At 68.9% G+C, this 18345-nt stretch carries 12 protein-coding genes; 2 read left to right on the top strand and 10 right to left on the bottom strand.

The window, feature by feature from the left end:
• Nucleotides 1–33 precede the first annotated feature (33 nt).
• From OHA11_RS44045 to OHA11_RS44005, 9 genes are all read right to left on the bottom strand, one after another.
• On the bottom strand, nt 34–1038 hold the full coding sequence (locus OHA11_RS44045) for a sugar phosphate isomerase/epimerase (protein ID WP_266506647.1): 1005 nt from the start codon (nt 1036–1038) through the stop codon (nt 34–36).
• The gene (locus tag OHA11_RS44040) at nt 1035–2153 is read right to left on the bottom strand and encodes a LacI family DNA-binding transcriptional regulator (protein ID WP_266506645.1); all 1119 of its coding nucleotides are present in this window, start codon (nt 2151–2153) and stop codon (nt 1035–1037) included. Before OHA11_RS44040 ends, OHA11_RS44045 begins: the two co-directional genes overlap by 4 nt.
• A 40-nt stretch (nt 2154–2193) precedes the next feature.
• On the bottom strand, nt 2194–3441 hold the full coding sequence (locus tag OHA11_RS44035; protein ID WP_266506643.1) for a sugar ABC transporter permease: 1248 nt from the start codon (nt 3439–3441) through the stop codon (nt 2194–2196).
• A complete protein-coding gene (locus OHA11_RS44030) occupies nt 3438–4220 on the bottom strand; it encodes an ATP-binding cassette domain-containing protein (RefSeq protein WP_266506641.1) in 783 nt (260 codons plus the stop codon). The genes OHA11_RS44035 and OHA11_RS44030 overlap by 4 nt, the downstream gene beginning before the upstream one ends.
• Nucleotides 4217–5341 carry a sugar ABC transporter substrate-binding protein gene (locus OHA11_RS44025; RefSeq protein ID WP_266506639.1) on the bottom strand — a complete coding sequence of 375 codons (1125 nt, stop codon included), beginning with the start codon at nt 5339–5341 and terminating at the stop codon, nt 4217–4219. The genes OHA11_RS44030 and OHA11_RS44025 overlap by 4 nt, the downstream gene beginning before the upstream one ends.
• Before the next feature lie 688 nt (nt 5342–6029).
• Nucleotides 6030–7559 (bottom strand): GMC family oxidoreductase, encoded by a 1530-nt coding sequence (locus OHA11_RS44020; protein ID WP_266506637.1) that lies wholly within the window; start codon nt 7557–7559, stop codon nt 6030–6032.
• 89 nt (nt 7560–7648) lie between these two features.
• Nucleotides 7649–8548, bottom strand: coding sequence for a hypothetical protein (locus OHA11_RS44015; RefSeq protein ID WP_266506635.1), 900 nt, complete (start codon nt 8546–8548; stop codon nt 7649–7651).
• A 186-nt stretch (nt 8549–8734) separates the two neighbouring features.
• Nucleotides 8735–9652 carry an SGNH/GDSL hydrolase family protein gene (locus OHA11_RS44010; RefSeq protein WP_266506633.1) on the bottom strand — a complete coding sequence of 306 codons (918 nt, stop codon included), beginning with the start codon at nt 9650–9652 and terminating at the stop codon, nt 8735–8737.
• Nucleotides 9653–9861: 209 nt separating this feature from the next.
• Nucleotides 9862–10794 (bottom strand): catalase family peroxidase, encoded by a 933-nt coding sequence (locus tag OHA11_RS44005; protein ID WP_266506631.1) that lies wholly within the window; start codon nt 10792–10794, stop codon nt 9862–9864.
• Nucleotides 10795–10870: 76 nt separating this feature from the next.
• Between OHA11_RS44005 and OHA11_RS44000 the strand changes: the two genes are divergently transcribed.
• Entirely contained in the window at nt 10871–14224 is a 3354-nt protein-coding gene (locus tag OHA11_RS44000) for a BTAD domain-containing putative transcriptional regulator (protein WP_266506629.1), read from the top strand.
• 114 nt (nt 14225–14338) lie between these two features.
• On the top strand, nt 14339–15043 hold the full coding sequence (locus OHA11_RS43995; RefSeq protein WP_266506627.1) for a hypothetical protein: 705 nt from the start codon (nt 14339–14341) through the stop codon (nt 15041–15043).
• Between the two features lie 93 nt (nt 15044–15136).
• Here the strand turns inward: OHA11_RS43995 and OHA11_RS43990 are convergent, their stop codons facing one another.
• Nucleotides 15137–18283: a BTAD domain-containing putative transcriptional regulator gene (locus OHA11_RS43990; protein WP_266506625.1), complete on the bottom strand. Its 3147-nt coding sequence runs from the start codon at nt 18281–18283 to the stop codon at nt 15137–15139.
• Nucleotides 18284–18345 lie beyond the last annotated feature (62 nt).

Here is an 18345-nt window from a genome sequence, read left to right as displayed (position 1 = left end):
AATCCCTAGGCGCTGCTTATGAGACGTGAGGGTTCAGCGGGAGGTGCTGAACGCGGCGTCGAACTGCAGGTCGGAGGCCTCCGCCGCCACCGAGCGAACGAAGCGCAGCGCCTCCGGCGCGGCGGTCTCCCGGTCAAGGCCGACGTCCTCCCACTCGACGGACAGGGGGCCGTCGTAGCCGAGGCGGTTGAGCGCGCGCATGATCTCCTCCCAGTCGATGCCACCGCGCCCGACGGTGCGGAAGTCCCAGCCGCGCCGAGGGTCGCCGAAAGGGAGGTGGGAGGCGATGATGCCGTTGCGGCCGTTGAGGCGGCGGGTGGCGTCCTTGCAGTGGACGTGGGTCACGCGGTCGCCGTGGCCCTCCAGGAAGGCGACCGGGTCGACCTGCTGCCAGTGCAGATGGCTGGGGTCGAAGTTGATGCCGAACGCCGGATGCTTCATGGCGTCGAGCGTGCGTTCGGTCGTCCAGTAGTCGTAGGCGATCTCCGCGGGGTGGATCTCCAGGCCGAAGACGACGCCCTCGGCCTGGAAGACGTCCAGGATCGGGGTCCAGCGCTCCACGAAGTCGTCGAAGCCCGCGTCGATGGTCTCCGCGGAGACGGGCGGGAAGCCGGCCAGCATGTACCAGATGCTGGAGCCGGTGAAGCCGTTGACCCGGGTGACGCCGAGTGCGGCGGCGGCACGTGCGGTGTCGGCCATCTCGGCGGCGGCCCGGGCCCGTACTCCCTCGGGCTCGCCGTCGCCCCACACGTGGGGCGGCAGCACGTCACGGTGCCGGTGGTCGAGGGGGACGTCGCAGACGGCCTGGCCGGTCAGGTGGTTGGAGATCGCCCAGACGTTGAGGCCCTGGCGCTCCAGGAGTGCGCGCTGCCGCTTGACGTACCCGGGGTCGGTGACGGCTTGACGAACGTTGAAGTGGTCGCCCCAGCAGGCGAGTTCGAGGCCGTCGTAGCCCCATTTGCCTGCCTTCCGGGCGAGTTCCTCGATCGGCATGTCGGCCCATTGGCCGGTGAAGAGCGTGACGGGGCGTCGGCTCATGGTGGAGGCTCCGATTCAGACGCTTCCGGTGCGCAGCCGCAGCTGCGCCGGACGATCAGGTCGAGTGGCACCCGCGTCTCGGTGGGGTGCTCGGTCGTCGATGCGACGCCGGACTTGCGGACCTCGAGTGCGGCCAGCAGCATCCGCGCACTGATTTCGCCGAGTTCGCTGTCGTGCCGGCCGAGGGCGGTCATCGGCGGGTCGAGCAGGTCGCTGGAGACCGGGTCGTCGAAGGAGACCAGGGCGATCTCCGTACCGACCTGGTGCCGGTCGGCGCGCAGTTGGCGGAGCGCGCCGAGGGCGAGGGTGTCGCCTGCCGCGATGATGGCGGTCGGCGGCTCGGCCAGCCGCATGAGCCCGGCCACCGCCTGTTGCGCGCTGGCCTCGGTCCACTCGTGGTCGCCATAGGCCAGGTACTCCGGGGGCACCGGCAGCCGCCGCCCGCCCATGACGTTGCGGAAGGCTTCCAGCCGTTCGGTGGCGGGTGCGTTCTCCAGGCGCTGGCTCCGGTCGTTCGGACCGGGCGGCACGCCCAGAAAAGCGATCTTGGTGTGGCCGTGGACGACCGCCAGGTGTTCCACGAGGGTGGTCATGCCTCCGGCGTTGTCCGGGCTGACGTAGCCCAGTCCGGTGTCCCGGATGACGTGGTCGAAGAAGACGACCGGTCCCCGGTCCGGAACGTAGCCGCCGCTGGTGGCGACCAGGAGTCCGTCGACCTGGCGGTCCTGAAGGGTGCGCAGGGCGACGGTCTCGTGCTGGGCGTCACGTTCGGTGTTCATCACGACGACCTGGTAGCCGGCCGCTTCGAGCACGTTCTGCGCCGCCTTCAGCACCATGGCGTAGAAGGCGATGGCGATGTCGGGGACGACGACGCCGATGAGCATGGACGACTGGGTACGCAGGGACCGCGCCGAGATGTTGCGCCGGAAGCCCAGCGCGGTCGCCGCCTCGACGACCTTCTGCTGGGTGTCCCCCGGGATGCGGGGGTTGCCGTCCAGCGCCCGGCTGACCGTGGATACGGACACTCCGGCCATCGCGGCGACGTCCGTCAGAGTGGGACGGCGTCGGCGGGACGGATCGACCGGACCGGAAGTCTGGTCCTGGCTGGAAGGCATCGGGGCTCCTTACAAGGGCGGTCTCTGCTGCCGGCGGGTGCTACTTGGCCGCTCGGGCAAAGAGACTGCCACGGGTGAGGATCGAGTCCACAGTCGCCGCGAGGACGAGGATGGATCCCTCGGCGACGTACTTGACCACGGTCTCCGCACCGATCAGGTCGAGACCGTTGGAGATGGAACCGATCACCAGGGCGCCGAGCAGGGCGTCCCAGACACTGCCGCGCCCGCCGAACAGGCTGGTCCCGCCGATCACGGCCGCGGCGATGGACTCCAGCAGCACGGTGCCCGTGCCGGAGGAGGCCGACACGCCGAGCAGACGTGAGGCGGCGAGGATGCCGCCGAGCGCGGCCAGCGCACCCGCCAGGCTGAAGGCGATCATCTTGGCCCGGGCCACCGGGATGCCCGCCCGGCGGGCGGCGTCCGGGTTGGCGCCGACCGCGTAGAGGTGGAGGCCGAAGCGGGTCTGGGTGGTGATGTAGCTGAACACGGCGAGCAGCGCGAAGAGGATCACCACGGGGAGGGGCACCCCGAGATAGCTGTTGAGCACCGCCACGGCCGTGATGCTGGCGGCGCCGACCAGGATGCCGGGGACGACGACATCGCGCACCACGCTCGTGTTGATGCCCCGGCGTCGGGACTCCCCCAGGGACAGCAGGCGCAGCAGGACGAACGTGGCGATGCCCGCGGCCATGAGTGCCCACCCCAGGGCGGGTGGCAGGTAGGTGCTGGACAGCGTGGCGATGCCGGTGCCGAAGAGGCTGACCTGTCCGGTGCCGCCGGGCAGCAGGACCAGGATCCCGCCGAGCAGCATGAGTTGGGCACCCAGGGTGACGACGAAGGACGGCACCCCGAACTGGGTGACGATGGCTCCTTGGATCAGCCCGACCGCCGCCCCGGCCGCGATCCCGACCAGCAGGCCGAGCCAGGTGGGCCAGGCATGGTTGACCACGAGGATCGCGGTGAGTGCCGCAGCCGCTCCGCTGTTGGCGGCGACCGAGAGGTCGATCTCGGCGAGCAGCAGGACGAAGACGATGCCCAGGGCGATCGTCGCCGTGACAACGATCTGCACCAACAGGTTGGTGATGTTGCGGTTGCCCAGGAACGCGCTGTCCTGGGCGGTGAAGAAGGCCCAGATCACGGCCAGCATGAGGACGACGGGCACGAATCGGTACCGTCCGGCGATGGCTTCGAGCGCCATCCGGCGGCGGGACTGGCGGCCTTCCACGCGCGCGACGAGCGGCGGCGGGGAGGAAGGGGCCTCCGCGGGCGACTTGTTCGATGTGGTCATGGTGCCGAGATTCCTGTGATGGCGGCGACGAGCTGGTCCGAGTTGGTGGTCCCCTCACGGTTGTCGAACTCGGCGACCTTGTTGCCCAGGCGCAGTACGACAATGCGGTCGGCGATATCGAGGACATCGCGCAGGGCGTGCGAGATCAGCACGATTCCGCAACCGTGCTCGGCGCGCAGCCGTCGGATCAGGTCGAGCACGCCGGTCCGCTGCTCGACGCCGAGCGCCGCCGTCGGTTCGTCCATCAGGACGAGCCGCGGGTCGGAGAGGGTGGAGCGGCAGACGGCGATGGACTGCCGCTGGCCGCCCGAGAGACGGCCGACGGGAGTGCGCAGGGAGGGGATCTTCGCTCCCAGTCGGCGGATGGTTTCCTGTGCCCGGTGCTCCATGTCCGCGCGGCGCAGTCGCGCGCCTCGCAGCAGGGAGCCGGTCTGTTCCCGGCCGAGGAAGAGGTTCTGTACGGTGTCGAGGTTGTCGCAGAGCGCGAGGTCCTGGTAGACGGTCTCGATGCCGAGCGCCGTGGAATCCACCGGGCGGCGCAGCTCGACCGGCTTGCCGTCGAAGAGGATCTCGCCTCCGTCTGCGGGCTGCAGGCCGGAGATGATCTTCATCAGGGTCGACTTGCCTGCTCCGTTGTCGCCGACCACGGCGACGATCTCGCCGTGGCCGACGGTGAGGTCGATCCCTTCCAGGGCATGTACGCCGCCGAAGAGTTTGACCACCTGGCGGAGTTCCAGGAGCGGGGCCGCCGTGGTCACGGCGGCCGTTGCCTCACTCATCCCATTTCCTTCTTGCAGGTCTCCGTGGCTGCGGCGGGACCCGTGCAGATCTGCTTCCAGGTCCAGACCCCGTCCTTGACGAGCGTTCCGACGGTGTCGGCGTGCAGGTCCTGTACGGGGAGGAAGGCCGCGGGGACGCCGGGCTTCATGAAGCCGTTGTCCACATAGCCGTCGATGGCGCTCTTGTCGATCTTGCCGTCCTTGAGCAGTTGCACCGTCAGTTCGGCGGCCTTGGACGCCTGCAGCTTGAACGGCTTGTAGACGGTGCTGTACTGGTAGCCGAGCAGGATGTACTGGACCGCCTGCAGGTCGGCGTCCTGGCCGCCGATCACCGGTACCTTGCCGGTCAGCCCCTGGGCCTTGAGCGCGGCGATGACACCGCCGGCGGTGCCGTCGTTCATCACCACCACGGCGTCGATCTTGTTGCCGGTCTTGGTCAGGCACTGCTCCATCTCGGACTGCGCCTTGGCCGGATCCCAGTTGGGCGTGTAGGTCTCGCAGGCGACCTTGACCTTCCCCGCCGACACCAGCGGCTTGATGGACTCGTCCTGGCCCTTCTTGTACTGGCCCGTGCCGTAGTCGCCCTGGTTGCCGTAGATGCGAGCGATGACCTTGGGCTTGGCGGCCGTGCCGTCGGCGAGCACCGTGGCGGCGTCCTTGCCCTGGTTCTGGCCGACCGACAGCGAGTTGAAGACGACCTGCGCCGCCGCCTCGCCACCACGGGCGTCATGGTCGTAGAGCAGCACGGGAACCTTGGCGGTGGAGGCCTTCTGGAGCGCGCCGCCGGCGATGAAGGGGTCGGCGGCGACCAGCACGATCGCGGACGCGCCGCCCGAGACGGCGGTCTCGACCTGCTGGACCTGCTTCTGCGGGTCGTTCTCCGCGTTCTGGATGACGACCTTGACATCGGGCATGGCCTTCTTCATCGCGGCCTTGAAGTCGGGGCCGTCCTGAGTGGTGAAGCGCACGGTCGTGGTGTTGGGCAGGAGCATGTAGACGGTCTTGCCGCCATCGGCGGTGCCACTGTCCCCGCCGGAGCCACAGGCGGCGAGCAGAAGGGCCGCCGCGGGCAGGGCGGCCAGACGTACGGCGGATCTTCTCGAACAGAACAAAAGGCGCATGGATGGCACTCCTTCGTGAATCCGGCCTTCAGAGTGCGCAAACCTTTGCACTGCGGTTTCTGCCCGGTCAATACTTTCAGCCAAAGAAGCTGGCGGCTTCGAGACATCGTTTGCACAACGGAGCGTCATGGCAGCGCGTGGCGTGGCGGAAGAAGTGCAGGACTGCTGGCACTTACCGACAAGTAGCCCCTGCGGTCGCTCCCGCTCCGGAGGCCGTGGGGCGGATGTTTCGATTCGGACACATGCCGGGAGGGCGCTCCTCCTGCCGCTGGACCCGGCTCGGCGTGGGCTCAGCTCGGCGTGGGGTCGGCTCGGGGTGGCCCCGGCTCGGGTTGGCGTGGGGTCGGCCCGGGGTGACCCCGGCTCGGGTCGGTCCCTTTCCGCCCGGAGACCGACCAGGGTCCGCAACTGGCGGAGCCTGATCGAGGCCACCGAATCCCGGCTCGTCCTCGCTGATCAGCGGCCGGGCCCGCTGGTGCGGTCGGCGGACCAACTTTCCGAACGCACCAGCGGGCCCGCCGGGTCGTACATCACCTTGGTTCTCAATGAAGGCAAGGGTGGTGGTGGCATCTGCCCCGGTGACCGTGAGGTTGGGCAGGCGCGCGATGCCGAGCCTGGTCCGGTGGATGCCATCGCCTTGGCCCTGGCAACGAAGCAGACCGCTTCACCCCCAGCGGCTCGAAGATCGTTACGGGACAAGCCCCGGGGAGCCGGTCATGAAGTGAGCCGCTCGTTCGGCGATGGCGAGGACGGTCGCGTTCGTGGGCGCCGACGCGATGGACGGCATGACCGAGGCATCGGCGATGCGCAGTCCCGCGACGGACCGCACCCTCAGCTGCGGGTCCACCACGGCGAGTTCGTCCGTGCCGATCCGGCAGGTCCCCACGGGATGGAAGTAGGTGCTCGCCGTGCTCCGCAGGTACGCGCGACAGGATTCGTCGTCCTGGACGTCCGCACCCGGGAAGGACTCGCCCGTCCGCCACGGCGCGAGCGCCTTCGTCCCGCCGAGTTCGCGCGCGAGGCGCAGACCGACGACGAGTCGGTCGAGGTCGCGGTCGTCACTGAGGTAGGCCGGATCCATGAGCGGAGGCGCGGCGGGGTCCGCACTCCGCAGGCGCAGGGTGCCCCGGCTGCTGGGGTCCATGAGGGAGAACAGGATGGAGTGGCCGCCGGGGTCCGCCCCCGTCCACCTGGGCCGCAGCGCCGCTCCGGCGAAGAGCAGCAGCAGATCGGGAGCCACACCGGCGGAGCTCCGGGTGAGCACCTGCACCTCGGCGGTCGGGCCGCTCGGTGGCTGCTGGTCGGAGGTGTGGACGACGTAACTGGTCACGTGGTCGTGGAGGTTGCCGCCGACCCCCGGCAGATCGGCCAGGACCTCGATACCGGTTTCCCGGAGGTGATCCGCGGGACCGATACCGGAGAGCATGAGCAGCTGCGGGGACCCGATCGCGCCGGCTGCGAGGACGGTCTCCCGGTCCGCCAGAACGGTTCGTACCTCACCGGCAACGGTGTACTCCACCCCTCGGCAGCGCCCGCCCTCCACCAGGAGCCGACGAGCATGCGCCCCGGTGATCACTGTGAGGTTGGGCCTGGCGAGGACAGGGAGCAGATAGGCGTCGGCAGCGCTCTGCCGCCGGCCTTCGGCGACGTTCGTCTCCCGCCACGACACGCCCTCACTGACCCAGCCGTTGCCGTCTTCCAATGGTGTGTGCCCGGCCTCGGCCGCGGCGCAGAAGGCCGCCTCGGCGAGCGGGTTCGGGGCCGGGATCGCCTCGATGCGCATGGGGCCGTCGGTGCCACGCACGTATGGGTCGCGTCCCTCGACCGTCTCACTCCGCCGGAAGAACGGCAGCAGGGAGTCGTAGTTCCAGTCCGTCGCCCCCTGCTTCTCCCAGACGTCGTAACTGTCGGGGTGCCCGCGGTGGTGCACCATGCCGTTGATGGCACTCGACCCGCCGAGCACCTTGCCCCGCGGCCACGGGTGCACGGCGTCCTCGGTGCCGGGCTGGGCCGTCGTGGAGTACGCCCAGTCCACGGAGGAACCCCACAGGCTGAAGGCTGCCAGGGGATCCGGGTACGACATCTCCGCCGGGCCGCTCGACTCGCCGGCCTCGAGGAGCACCACACGCGTCCCCGGATCCCGCGACAACCGCGCGGCCAGCACACAGCCCGCGGTGCCGCCTCCGACGACGACGTAGTCGCTTGTCAGAGCTGTCATGTGCCTTCTCCTGTCATCAAGTACACGTTCATCCGGTCACTGGAGGACCGGGGTCTCACGGACTGCCCGGCGCCGGAACGCCTAGCGGCTCATCGCGACGTCAGGCCGGCGATCTTCCACAGGCCGCCGATGGCATCGACGGCGTACGCGTCCCCGGACGCCGTCAGTGAGAAGCCGAAGGAGTTGATCCCGGCGATGTTGGTGACGTGGGACTGGACCCCGGTGCCGGGGTTCAGGCGCTTCACCCCGTCGCCGACCTGGAAGTAGACCAGTCCGTCGGCGGCGACCGAGATCGACGTGGGTTCGTAGGCCTCGCTGACCAGCGCCCGCGTCGTACCGGTGGCCAGGTTCGTCTGAAGAATGCGGCCGGTCATCATGTCCGCGGTGTAGGCGAGTCCCGCCTTGTCGAACGCGATGCCCTGGGAGTGGCCGATGCCCGTGGCCACCACGCGCGGTGTCCCGCCGTCCGGGACGGCGATGATCGCTCCCTCGCCGTCGGTGACATAGGTGGTGTCGGCGTTGCGGGTGACGCCGAAGAGCGGGCGCAGGCCGGCGGCCAGCGTACGGCGACTGCCCGTGGCGAGAGAGACTTGCTGAAGAGTGCCGTCGAAGCTGGTGATGTACGCGCTGCCGTCCGCGACGGCGACTCCCCGGAGGTTGCCCAGACCGCTGGCGACCGTGCTGACCGCTCCGGTGGCCAGGTCGACCTTGCGCAACTCGCCTGATCCGTACGTCAGATACACCGAGCCCGCGTTGTCGGGAACGGCATAAGCCGCGCCACCGAGCCCCGTCGCCACCCGCACACATGCCGCGGACGGGCAGCTGATGTCACCGGGCGCGGCAACTGCCGTACCCGCAAAGGTCATTGTCGTGCCCGACGCCAGTAACGCGCCGAGGGCCAGCGCCACGCCCAGCGCTCGCCCGCGCCTCGTGAGAGAGCGGGCGAGACCGCCGAGCGGGAGTCGAACCGCGGTCCTTGATCTGATCATTGAGTCCATCCATTCGACGTGTCGACGAACCGTGGGCCCGCGGCATCGCCACAGGCACTGCACTGGCTACGTACAGACACATGGAGGGGTTCACAAGGATTCGCAGGAATTCACAACCGGTCGACCGGGGGGAATGGGGGCGCGGGCTCTCACCGGGACAGCTGGCGCGCCCCCCTTCGGTTCAGGTCAGCGGCGGCGGTACGGAACGCAGTGGATGGCATGCTCCACCGCGGTGGCCATGGCCTGCTGGCCCTGGGCGTTGGGGTGGGCCGACGCGGCCGGGGCCGGCGCGACCAGGGGTTCTATCCAGCGCTCCCCGGCGGGCTTGCACATGTCGTGCCCGATCGTCGGGGTGTAGGTGTCGACATAGCCCGCGCCGTTCGCCGACGCCTGGCTCGCGAGCATCGCGTTGAGCTTCTTCTCGGTGTCCCGCAGATACGCGAAGTCACCGGCGGCCAGCGGCATCGCGGAACTGGTGCAGCCGACACCGTCCTCCGGGAACAGGTCGGGATAGCCGACCACGAGGACCTTGGCCCGCGGAGCCTTCTGCTTGATGGCGTCCACCGCCGCGGCGATCTTGGGAGCGGTGTCGTTGACGCGCTGCTCCAGTTGGTCGGTGCCGCCGCTCGTGAAGAAGGTCTTGCACGGGTTGCCCGTCGGGTCGCTGGACGTCAGCCGGGCACAGGTGGCCAGGTTGCTGGAGAACCCGATGTCGTTGCCGCCGATGGTCAGGGTGACCACGTCCGTGTCCGCGCCGAGCGCGTCCAGCTGCGGGGGCTTCGAGCCCTGGGGTCCGGCCAGGGCCGTCGTCGTGGCCCCCGAACAGGTGACGTCGGTCAGCTGCCAGCTCTTCGCTGTCGCGAGGAGGGACGGGTAGTTCTGGTCGGACCTCGCGCATGTGGTGTCGACCTGGGTCGGGATACCGGGGCCGGCAGCGTACGAGTCGCCCAGCGCGACGTAGTTCACGGTGCGCGATGCGGGTGCCGAGGCGCTTGCCGGTACCGCCCCCGCGGTGGCCAGGGCCACCGCGCAGGACGCCACCATGGCGCCTCGCACCAGTCCTCGCCGGCCGGGTGATCTCGTGACCTGTTTGTTCGAGTCCATCCGAATCTGCTGGTTCAAGTCCATCCATTCGTCGGGCCCCCGGAGCGCTCGTCGAGTCACTCCGACAACATTTGTCAGGTGGGGGCGCGGTATGTGCTGACGTCACATCAAACGTCGGATGTACCAAGAAGGTTCACACATCGGTGCGGCCCGGCTGCTGCGCGTCGCCCGCGTCGGCGAACGGCGAACGGTCCCGTTCCAGCTGAGCTCTATTGGTTGTGACTGCGCCGGAGGTGGGATTCGGCGTAGGCGTGGGCGCGGAAAGCGAGGATGGGATCGTCGGAGAGCTGGATGCCGGTGGTGACACGGGTGGGGTTGAAGGCCGGCGTGTCCCGGAGATCCTGGTCGTCGGCGGGTGCGGTGATCTCCAGTCGCCCGGCGGTGATCTCCTTGCGCTGGTCGGGCCAGACGATGGTGGGATTGTGGGTGGGGTCGTCGGGTTCCGCGAGCTGGATCCGCAGGTTGAACGCCACCGGTGCCTGCTCCAGGCGCTGGTGGAGTTCGTCGGTCAGGTAGTGGTCGGTGCGGGTGGCCGCATCACGGGCGGTCAGGTCGATGCGTCCGGCCGCCGGTTCCCAGCGATACCGCACGGCCTGCCTGGCGCCGTCCGCGTCGACCCAGATGAAGGCATGGATGGCCCAGTAGGCGGCGGTGGCGTAGCTGACGGGGATCGGCGGCTGCTGCGCGGCGGCCTCGGCCAGGTGGGGGTGGGCCTCGACGAACGCGTACACCTGGTCCAGGTCGGGCCGTTGGGTGACGGGGTCGGGGCGCAGGGCCTCGGTGAGTTCGAGGAACTCCTGGGGGGTCGAGGCGACGAATCGGGCGACGGTGAGGGCGATGAGGTCGGTGTCACCGCCGTCGGGCAGGTGAAAGCGGGTGGCCATGCCGCGGGTGACCGCGGCGGTGTCGGGGGTGTGCGGATTTCCCTCGGAGTTCGAGAACCGTACGGTGGCCGGAACCGGCTGCTCCTGCAGATGTGCGGCAGTGGTCAGGGCCGCCGCGGCCCCGGTGGGCGTGAACATGGCCCGGAAGCAGGCCCCCCGGGCACTGGACCGGCGGTGTCCCGGGTATTTCCCGCTCATACGCTCCATGCTGTCGACCACCTGGACGGCCAGGGTCTGCTCTGCGGAACTGCTCGGCATGTCATTCCTCCGAAGACGAAACACTTACGGAGCCTTGGCCTGGGTGACCGCGTCACGCGGATGCTCTCCGCCGGACATGGGTCAGGTCGGCGCGCCGCTGACGAGCGGACGGACACAAGGCATGGATGGGCGGACCGCCCTCGGACGAGCCATGCACCGGACTCGTCACATTGCCGGTACGGGCCGCTCCCGGACCGGGTTCACTCATCCCAGGAACCGGTTCGGTCGGGGCAGTGGCGCTGCAGCTCGTACGGCCGTGCTAAAAAAGCACATGCATTTTCGATTGCTCGGGCACCTTGAAGTGATCGCGTCCGACGGGTCCCCGATTGATTTCTCTGGTCCCCTGGGGCGTGCCATCACCGCGAGGCTGATCCTGGCCGAGGGGCGTCCGGTCCAGAGCGAGACTCTCATCGATGAACTGTGGGGCGAGCGGGCGGCCAGAAATCCCGCCAACGCCCTCCAGGTGCAGATGACAAAACTGCGTACTTCCTTCGCCGCCCGAGGCGAAGAAGGGCGGCTGGTCACGCAGGCAGGCGGCTATCAGCTGATCCTTTCGGAACACGACCGCAACGATGTCGCCGAATTCGAGGATCGCATCCGCCGCGGCCGGGAAAAACTCAGGGAACGGAATTACTCGGAAGCCGAAGAACTGCTGCGGGACGCACTGGCACTGTGGCGGGGTCCCGCTCTAGAGGACATGAGCGGTCTTTTCTTCGACGCGGCGCGCGCCCGGCTGGAGGAACTCCGGCTCACCGCCCATGAGGATGCCGTCACCGCCGGAATGGAATGGGGAAAGGCCGAGGAACTCGTCGCGGAACTGTCGCAGTTGGTCGCCGCGCATCCCCTGCGGGAAAGGCCGCGTAGTCAGCTGATGCTGGCGCTGTATCGGTGCGGACGGCAGGCCGAGGCACTCGACGTCTTCCACAACGGTCGGAATCTCCTGGACTCCGAGCTCGGACTCGCCCCGTCTCCCGAGCTGGGCGCGCTGCACATGGCGATTCTTTCGCAGGATCCGGCTCTGAAGGGACCCGGCGAGGTGTCCGGCAGCCCGCAGGCCCCCAGGGCGACGGAAGGGAACCTGACAGTTCCGCCTGGTGCGTTCGTGGGACGCGTCGGCATGATGCGGAGCCTTCGGGAGGAAATCGGCCGTCAGCGTCTCGTCACGGCCGTCGGCCCAGGAGGGGTGGGCAAGACTCGGCTCACACTGGAGGCTCTGTCGCAACCGGGCAACGGCGCGGGCGTCTGGTGGATCGACCTCGTGACCGTCGGAAAGGGTGGTGTGCTGTCGGCTCTTGCCGCCGCGCTCGGCCTGTCCGAGAGTTCGGTCACGGCGGACCAGCATCCGCTGAACCCTCTTGAGCGGATCGTCTCCTATCTCAAAGAACGCACGGCGATCCTGGCGTTCGACAACTGCGAACATCTCCTCGACGAAACCGCGCTTCTCGTGAAGAAGCTACTCGCCACCTGTCCTTCGACCACGATCGTGGCCACCAGCAGAGAACCGCTGAGTACGTCCGGCGAAGTGCTCTTCCCGGTGGAACCGATGGCCGCGGAGGAGGCAGCACAACTCTTCGCTCTCCGGGCCTCGATGATCAACCCGTCGTTCGACCGGAGCGCGGCAGAGGACCACGAGGTCATCGAACTGTGCCGTCGACTGGACGGACTTCCGCTGGCCGTCGAACTCGCCGCCGCACACGTGAGATTGCTGTCCGTCTCGGAAATCGACCGACGCCTGAACGATCGATTCGCCCTGCTGGTCAAGGGAGAACGCACCGCACCTCGGCGACACCGGACTCTCCGTGCGGTTCTCGACTGGAGCTACACACTGCTCAGCACCTCCGAGCAACTCGTACTGGGCGAACTCGCCCTGCGCGTGGCCGGGTGCTCCATCGAGGACGCGGAGAAGGCCGGACTGCCACAGTCAGCATCTGATTCGGAATCTGAATCGGAGCCGGCGTTGGAGCCGGAGTCGGAGTCGGAATCCGCATCGAAGGAAGCCGCCGACGTTCTTCTCGTCCTGGGTCAACTGGTGGACAAGTCGCTGATCTTCACCGTGCGCACCCCCGGCGGGACCCGTTTCCAGATGCTGGAGACGGTACGCGAGTACGCGCTGGCGAAGCTTGAGGCGGAGGGAAACCTGCCGCCGGCCCAGGCCCGCTTCATCGCCTGGTCGCTGGGGTTCGTCAGACAGGGCCACAAGGGCATGCCGTCGCCGGAGCAGGCGTACTGGTCCCGCCGTGTCGCCGCGGAGTCCGCCAATCTCAGAGTCGCCTCCGAACTCATGACGCACACAGGGCGGGTCACCGACGCGCTGCGTCTCGAATCGACTCTCGGATACTTCTGGTACATCCTCGGCCGCGAAGAAGAGGGAATCGACAGGCTGACCCGCACGCTGGACGCCTACGACGCGGCCATGCGGACCTCGGTCGATCACCGGAGGCCGACACCGGAGGAGGAGTGGGCGCTCTGCTATGTCTTCGTCTGGCAGGCCTGGCTGAACCATGTCTCCGGACGACATGACATGGCACTGAAGTATGAGGAGCGATACACGGACACCTGGCGGAGTGCGAGCAATCCGGATCTGGCCGTCGTGGGTCCTGTCTGGGATGCCCTGCACGCGCGGCTTGCCGCCGAGGAGGGCTGGCAGGCCCGGTTCGCGGCAGCGGACGCGGGGATCGCCGGTACGGAGTTCGGCTGGGACCGGGTCGCCCTGCACTACGCCTGGTCGACCTACTGCCTGCACGCGGGAGACGCGGATGCAGCACGGGAGCACGCGCTGACCGGCATCGAGGTGTCCAAGGCCGTCGACGACCCCATCACCCTGTCGGTCTGCCTCACGGCCTGCGGCGACGCCGAGGAGAGCGTCGGCAGGAGGGAAGCGGCCCGGGCGCTGTGGAGCGAGGCGAGTGGTGTCCTCCGGTCCATGGGCGCTCGTTCGCGGTGGGCCTACCGGGCGTTGCGGCTCGCTTTCCTCGATGTGGGAGAGGGGCTCATCGACTCGGCGGACAGGAGGCTGTCCGAAGTGGAGAAGGTCGCTGCCGAGCTCATCTCGTACGACCTCGGGGCCGCCGTCGCCAACCTGCGGGGTGTGGTCCTGGTCGGCCAGTCGCGCTTCGACGAGGCCGAGACCGTCTTCCGGGAGGTCTGGTCGTCATCGACCTCTCCTCGCAACCGCAAGGCGGTGGCGGGTGTTGGACTCGCCGCCTGTGTGCCGCCGTCGCACACGGAGCGTGCCGAGGGCGCGGACCCGCACGAAATCCTTCTCGCGGTCGGGCACCTGACCGATCAGGTCATGGAGCCGCTCACCCGGAACGCGGTCAGCTGTCTTCTGGCCGACATCACGGAGCGGCCACACACTGTGCCGGCCCGGAGATATCCCCTCCACGAGCGGCTGTCGGTCTCGCCGTCCGTGCTGGCGGCCTTCTGCTGAGGAAGGTGGACAGCGGCCGGAAAGGCGCAGGACAGGCACACCAGGTGGGCTGGGTGTCTTGGAAGGAACACCAGGTCCCTCCATGACGCCCCCGTTCCCGCGCAAGGAGCCCTGATGGCCGATCACTTGGACCCGCCTCCGCACCCTCCCACGGTCGGCATGACGCTGGAACAGGCCGACGTGGTGTTCACGCCGCTGATGAACAAGCGGTATCTGCGGGAGCTGGCCCGCTTTCGGCTGCTGCTCGCCTCCGGCGCGCGGGTGTCCGGTGACCGCGCCGAGGCACTGGTGCGGTGGTGGGACACCCTCACCGATGTCATGACCGGACATCACCGAGCCATGAGCGAGGTGTTCTGGAGTCTTCTGCTGTCGAAGGGGACGGAGTTCGACTCCGTCGTCGCATCGATGGAAACCCGATACGAGTCACTCGCGGTCGCACAGGCGGAAGCGGGGCGAAGACTCACCGAGGCGCTTCGGGCCCACGGCCTGACGTCGTCCGCCCAGTTCCCCTTCAGACGGTTCCACGACGAGATGTCGGCCCTGTCCCTCTGGGAGGAGACGGAGGTCCTGTCGCGGGCACAGCACTCGTTCACCACCGCCGACTGGGTACGGGTCGAGTCCTTCGTACTGGCGGCGCAGGCGGCACAGGGCAGGCTGGAATTCGTCCTGCCGTGGCTGTGCGACGGGGTGTCCGTGGCTGACGCGGACCGTCTCTTCTCCGCCTTCCCCGCGTCCGTGGCCCGGATCCATCACTCCACCTGGTTGCCGCGTTTCGAGCGGTTCGCCGCGGAGGCTTGGCCCGGTCTCACACCGGCATGAGGTGATGCGCGCGGGCATCCGGAATGTTCGAGGACTCACGAGAACGTTCGCGAACCCATGAAGGGGTTCACAGCCCCGGTCGGCGCCCGCGGATCACCGGTGCCGGCCCGGGCCGTTCAGCACTCCGCTGAAGCAGCCCATGACGAAAGAGTTGCCGGAGAGCCATTCGTGGACCCGGTCCGCCCCGGTCTCGTCGCCCGGACCGGGCCGGTGACTGGCGTCCAGCCTGTCCAGCAGAACGCCCACCGCACGGCGGGCCAGCGGTTCGAGCACCCGGTCGTGGGCCTGATGCGCGCGGTCCAGCCACACCCGGGCGTCGTCGGACGCCGGGGGAACGGACCCGCCGAACGTCGCCACGACCGCCAGGCCGACGGCGGAGACCGCTCTGCGGTCGAGCGGCGCCATGGGGCTGTTCCAGACACCGCTGAAGATCGTCCGGGCGTCGGAGAGGCGACCGCCGTGGACCGCGAGCACCGCGCGCAGGATGGCTGTCGCGGCTCGGAGATCGTCCGCGCTCAGTTCGTCCGCGAGCCGAACCAGCTCCGACAGCCGTTCCCCGGCCGTACCGAACGCTCCTTCCGCGATGTCCAGACACGTGATCCTCAGTGCGGTGTACGCGTAGAGAGCACGCGCGCCGATGTGCTGAAAAATGCGTGCCGCTTCGGTCCAGTGCTCGCGGGCACGGTCGCGGAGGCCGCCGCTCTCCTCCGCGTCGCCGCTGGGAATGAGGGAGAACGCTCGCGCGAAGTCGTCGGAGGCGGCGCGCGCTGCCGCGACGGCGGCCAGTCCATGGCTGCGGGCACCTTCGACGTCCCCGTGCTGGAGGCAGTGGGTCGACCAGTTCACCTGGAAGACCGCTCGGTCCCAGTGGAACTCGGTGCCCTCGATGCCCTCCGCTGCCGACGCGAAGAGTTCATCCACGTCGTCCTGCCCGCTGAGCATGACGTGGAGCGGCTCGAAACAGGGCCCCAGGACAGCGAGGTCGGGGTTCTTCGCCTCACGCCATGCCGTCCTGAACCGGTCGATAAAGGTGCGGGACTCCGCGTACCGACCGACCACGTGATGGAGCCAGACGAGCCAGGCAAGGGTGTAGAACAGCGCTCGTTCGTCCTCCGCGGTGAGCTCGGCGGACCGCTGCCCTGCCGCGGCGTCGTAGGCCTGAAGGCTGCGCAGGAGGCGGTCGGTTCCTTCTTCCTCACGGCCGCTGATGTGCCAGTAGTAGCCCAGCCGTGCCTCCAGCCACAGGGCCTGAGCCGTCCTCGACGTGTCCATCATCAGATCCGAGGCCGCTCTGATGTTGGCGGTCTCCGCGGTGAGCCGTCTGACCCACTCACGCTGGTCGCCGGATGCCACTCCGTCAGCGCCCTCGCGCACGAAGCGCAGGGCCCATGCCATGAGGCGTTCCTCCGCGTCGGCCGCCCTTCCCTCGTCCCGGAGCCGGGCCAGCGCGTACTCACGGACCGTCTCCAGCATGCGCAGCCGATTGCCGTAGGGCGTGGGCACGGAGAAGAGGAGGGATTTGTCGACCAGTTGCGCCAGGACGTGCAACAGCTCGTGCCCGCGCTCCTTGTCGAGTGCGACCGCGGTCTCCGCGACCTCGACGGAGCAGCCTCCGACGTACAGGGCGAGTTCCGTCAGCACCCGCTGCTCGGTCACGTCGAGCAGCGCGTAACTCCAGTCCAGTACGCCACGCAGCGTACGGTGACGCGCCGGTGCCGTCCGTTCCCCCTTCGTCAGTAACGCGAAGCGGTTGTCCAGACGGGCCTCGATCTCGCGCACCGACAGCAACCGCACGTGGGCGGCGGCCAGTTCGACCGCCAACGGCAGACCGTCCAAGCGGCGGCACAACGAACGGATGTCCCGCGCTCCCGCCTCATCCGCGGAGAACGACGGATCGATCATCACGGCGCGCGCGGCGAACAGGTCCGCGGCCTCCGCCTCCGGCATCGGCGCGAGCTGGTGGAGCACCTCGCCCTGCGTTCCCAGCGGCGCCCGGCTCGTGGTGACGACCGTCAGCGAAGGACACCTGCCCAGCAGGGTTCCCGCCAACGGCGCGACCGCGTCCAGCACATGCTCACAGTTGTCGAGTGCGAGGACGGCATCCCGTCCCGCGAAGAACGAGGCCAGTCGGCGCACATAGTCGTGCGGGGGCTGATCCGGCCGGACCGACGCGTCCGACAGACCCAGGGCAGCGGCGACCGCGGGCAGAACGCCCGCTTCATCGGTCGAGGCCAGATCCACCCACCACACACCCGCACCCGAGGACTGCAGTACCGCGCAGGCCTCCAGTACCAGCCGCGTCTTGCCCACTCCCCCGGGCCCCACCACCGTGACCAGCCGCTCCCTGGTGACCGCCCCGCAGAGCCCCTCCAGGTCCCCCCGCCGCCCGACGAACGGGCCCAACGGGCGCCGCAGATTGCCCTCCACCGGTGCCGGCCGGACGCCTACACGTATGTGCTGCGCCGTGGCCGACGCCAGAACCGACGGATCCTGCCGCACCAACGCCGCGTGCAACGACCGCAGTTCCAACGACGGAACAACCCCCAGCTCCGCCCTCAACAACCGGCGCCCCTCCTCGTACACCTCCAACGCCTCGGCGACCCGCCCCGACCGGTACAGCGCCAGCATCAGCCGCCCGCGCAACCGCTCCCGCAACGGCGAAACAGCCACCAACGCCTTCAGCTCCGGCACCAGTTGTTCCGCCCGCCCCAACTCCAGTCCCGCCGCCGCGGCGTCCTCCAGCGCGGCCAGCCGCAGGTCCTCCAGGCGCGACCGCTCCGACCCGAAGACCCGGCCTTCGAGATCGTCCAGAGGGCGCCCACGCCACAACGACAGCCCCTGTCTCAAGGCTGTTTCCGCGTCCTGGTGGGCACCGGCCCTCAGGTGGTCGTGTCCCTGGCGGATCGAGGCCTCGAAGGGGACCGTGTCGAGTTCGTCCTCCGGTCTCAGGACGACCTGGTATCCCCCGTGACGCGACAGCAGACGCTCGCCCTCGCCCTGCGCCGCGAAGGCCGCGCGGAGTTTGGTCACCTGCACCTGGAGGGCGTTGACCGGATCCTTCGCCTCGCGCTCCGCCCACAGGTCGTCGATGAGCGTGTCACGCTGCACGACCGCTCCCTGGGCCAGGAGCAGCCGCGCGACGATCGCACGGGAGAGGACGCCTGGAAGCACGACGGCACCGCGCTCGGAAACCAGCTCGAGGGGGCCGAGGAGCCGGAAGTGCATGACGTCCTCTTTCATCTTTCGGCCTGTGGGTCTGCGTGTTCTACGGAGCTGATGCCGCGGGCGGTCAGGCTAGGCCC

The sequence above is a fragment of the Streptomyces sp. NBC_00878 genome, from assembly GCF_026341515.1.
Classification (GTDB): domain Bacteria; phylum Actinomycetota; class Actinomycetes; order Streptomycetales; family Streptomycetaceae; genus Streptomyces.
The sequence above is the reverse complement of the archived record's forward strand: the minus strand, read 5'-3'. Positions and strand labels throughout refer to the sequence as shown.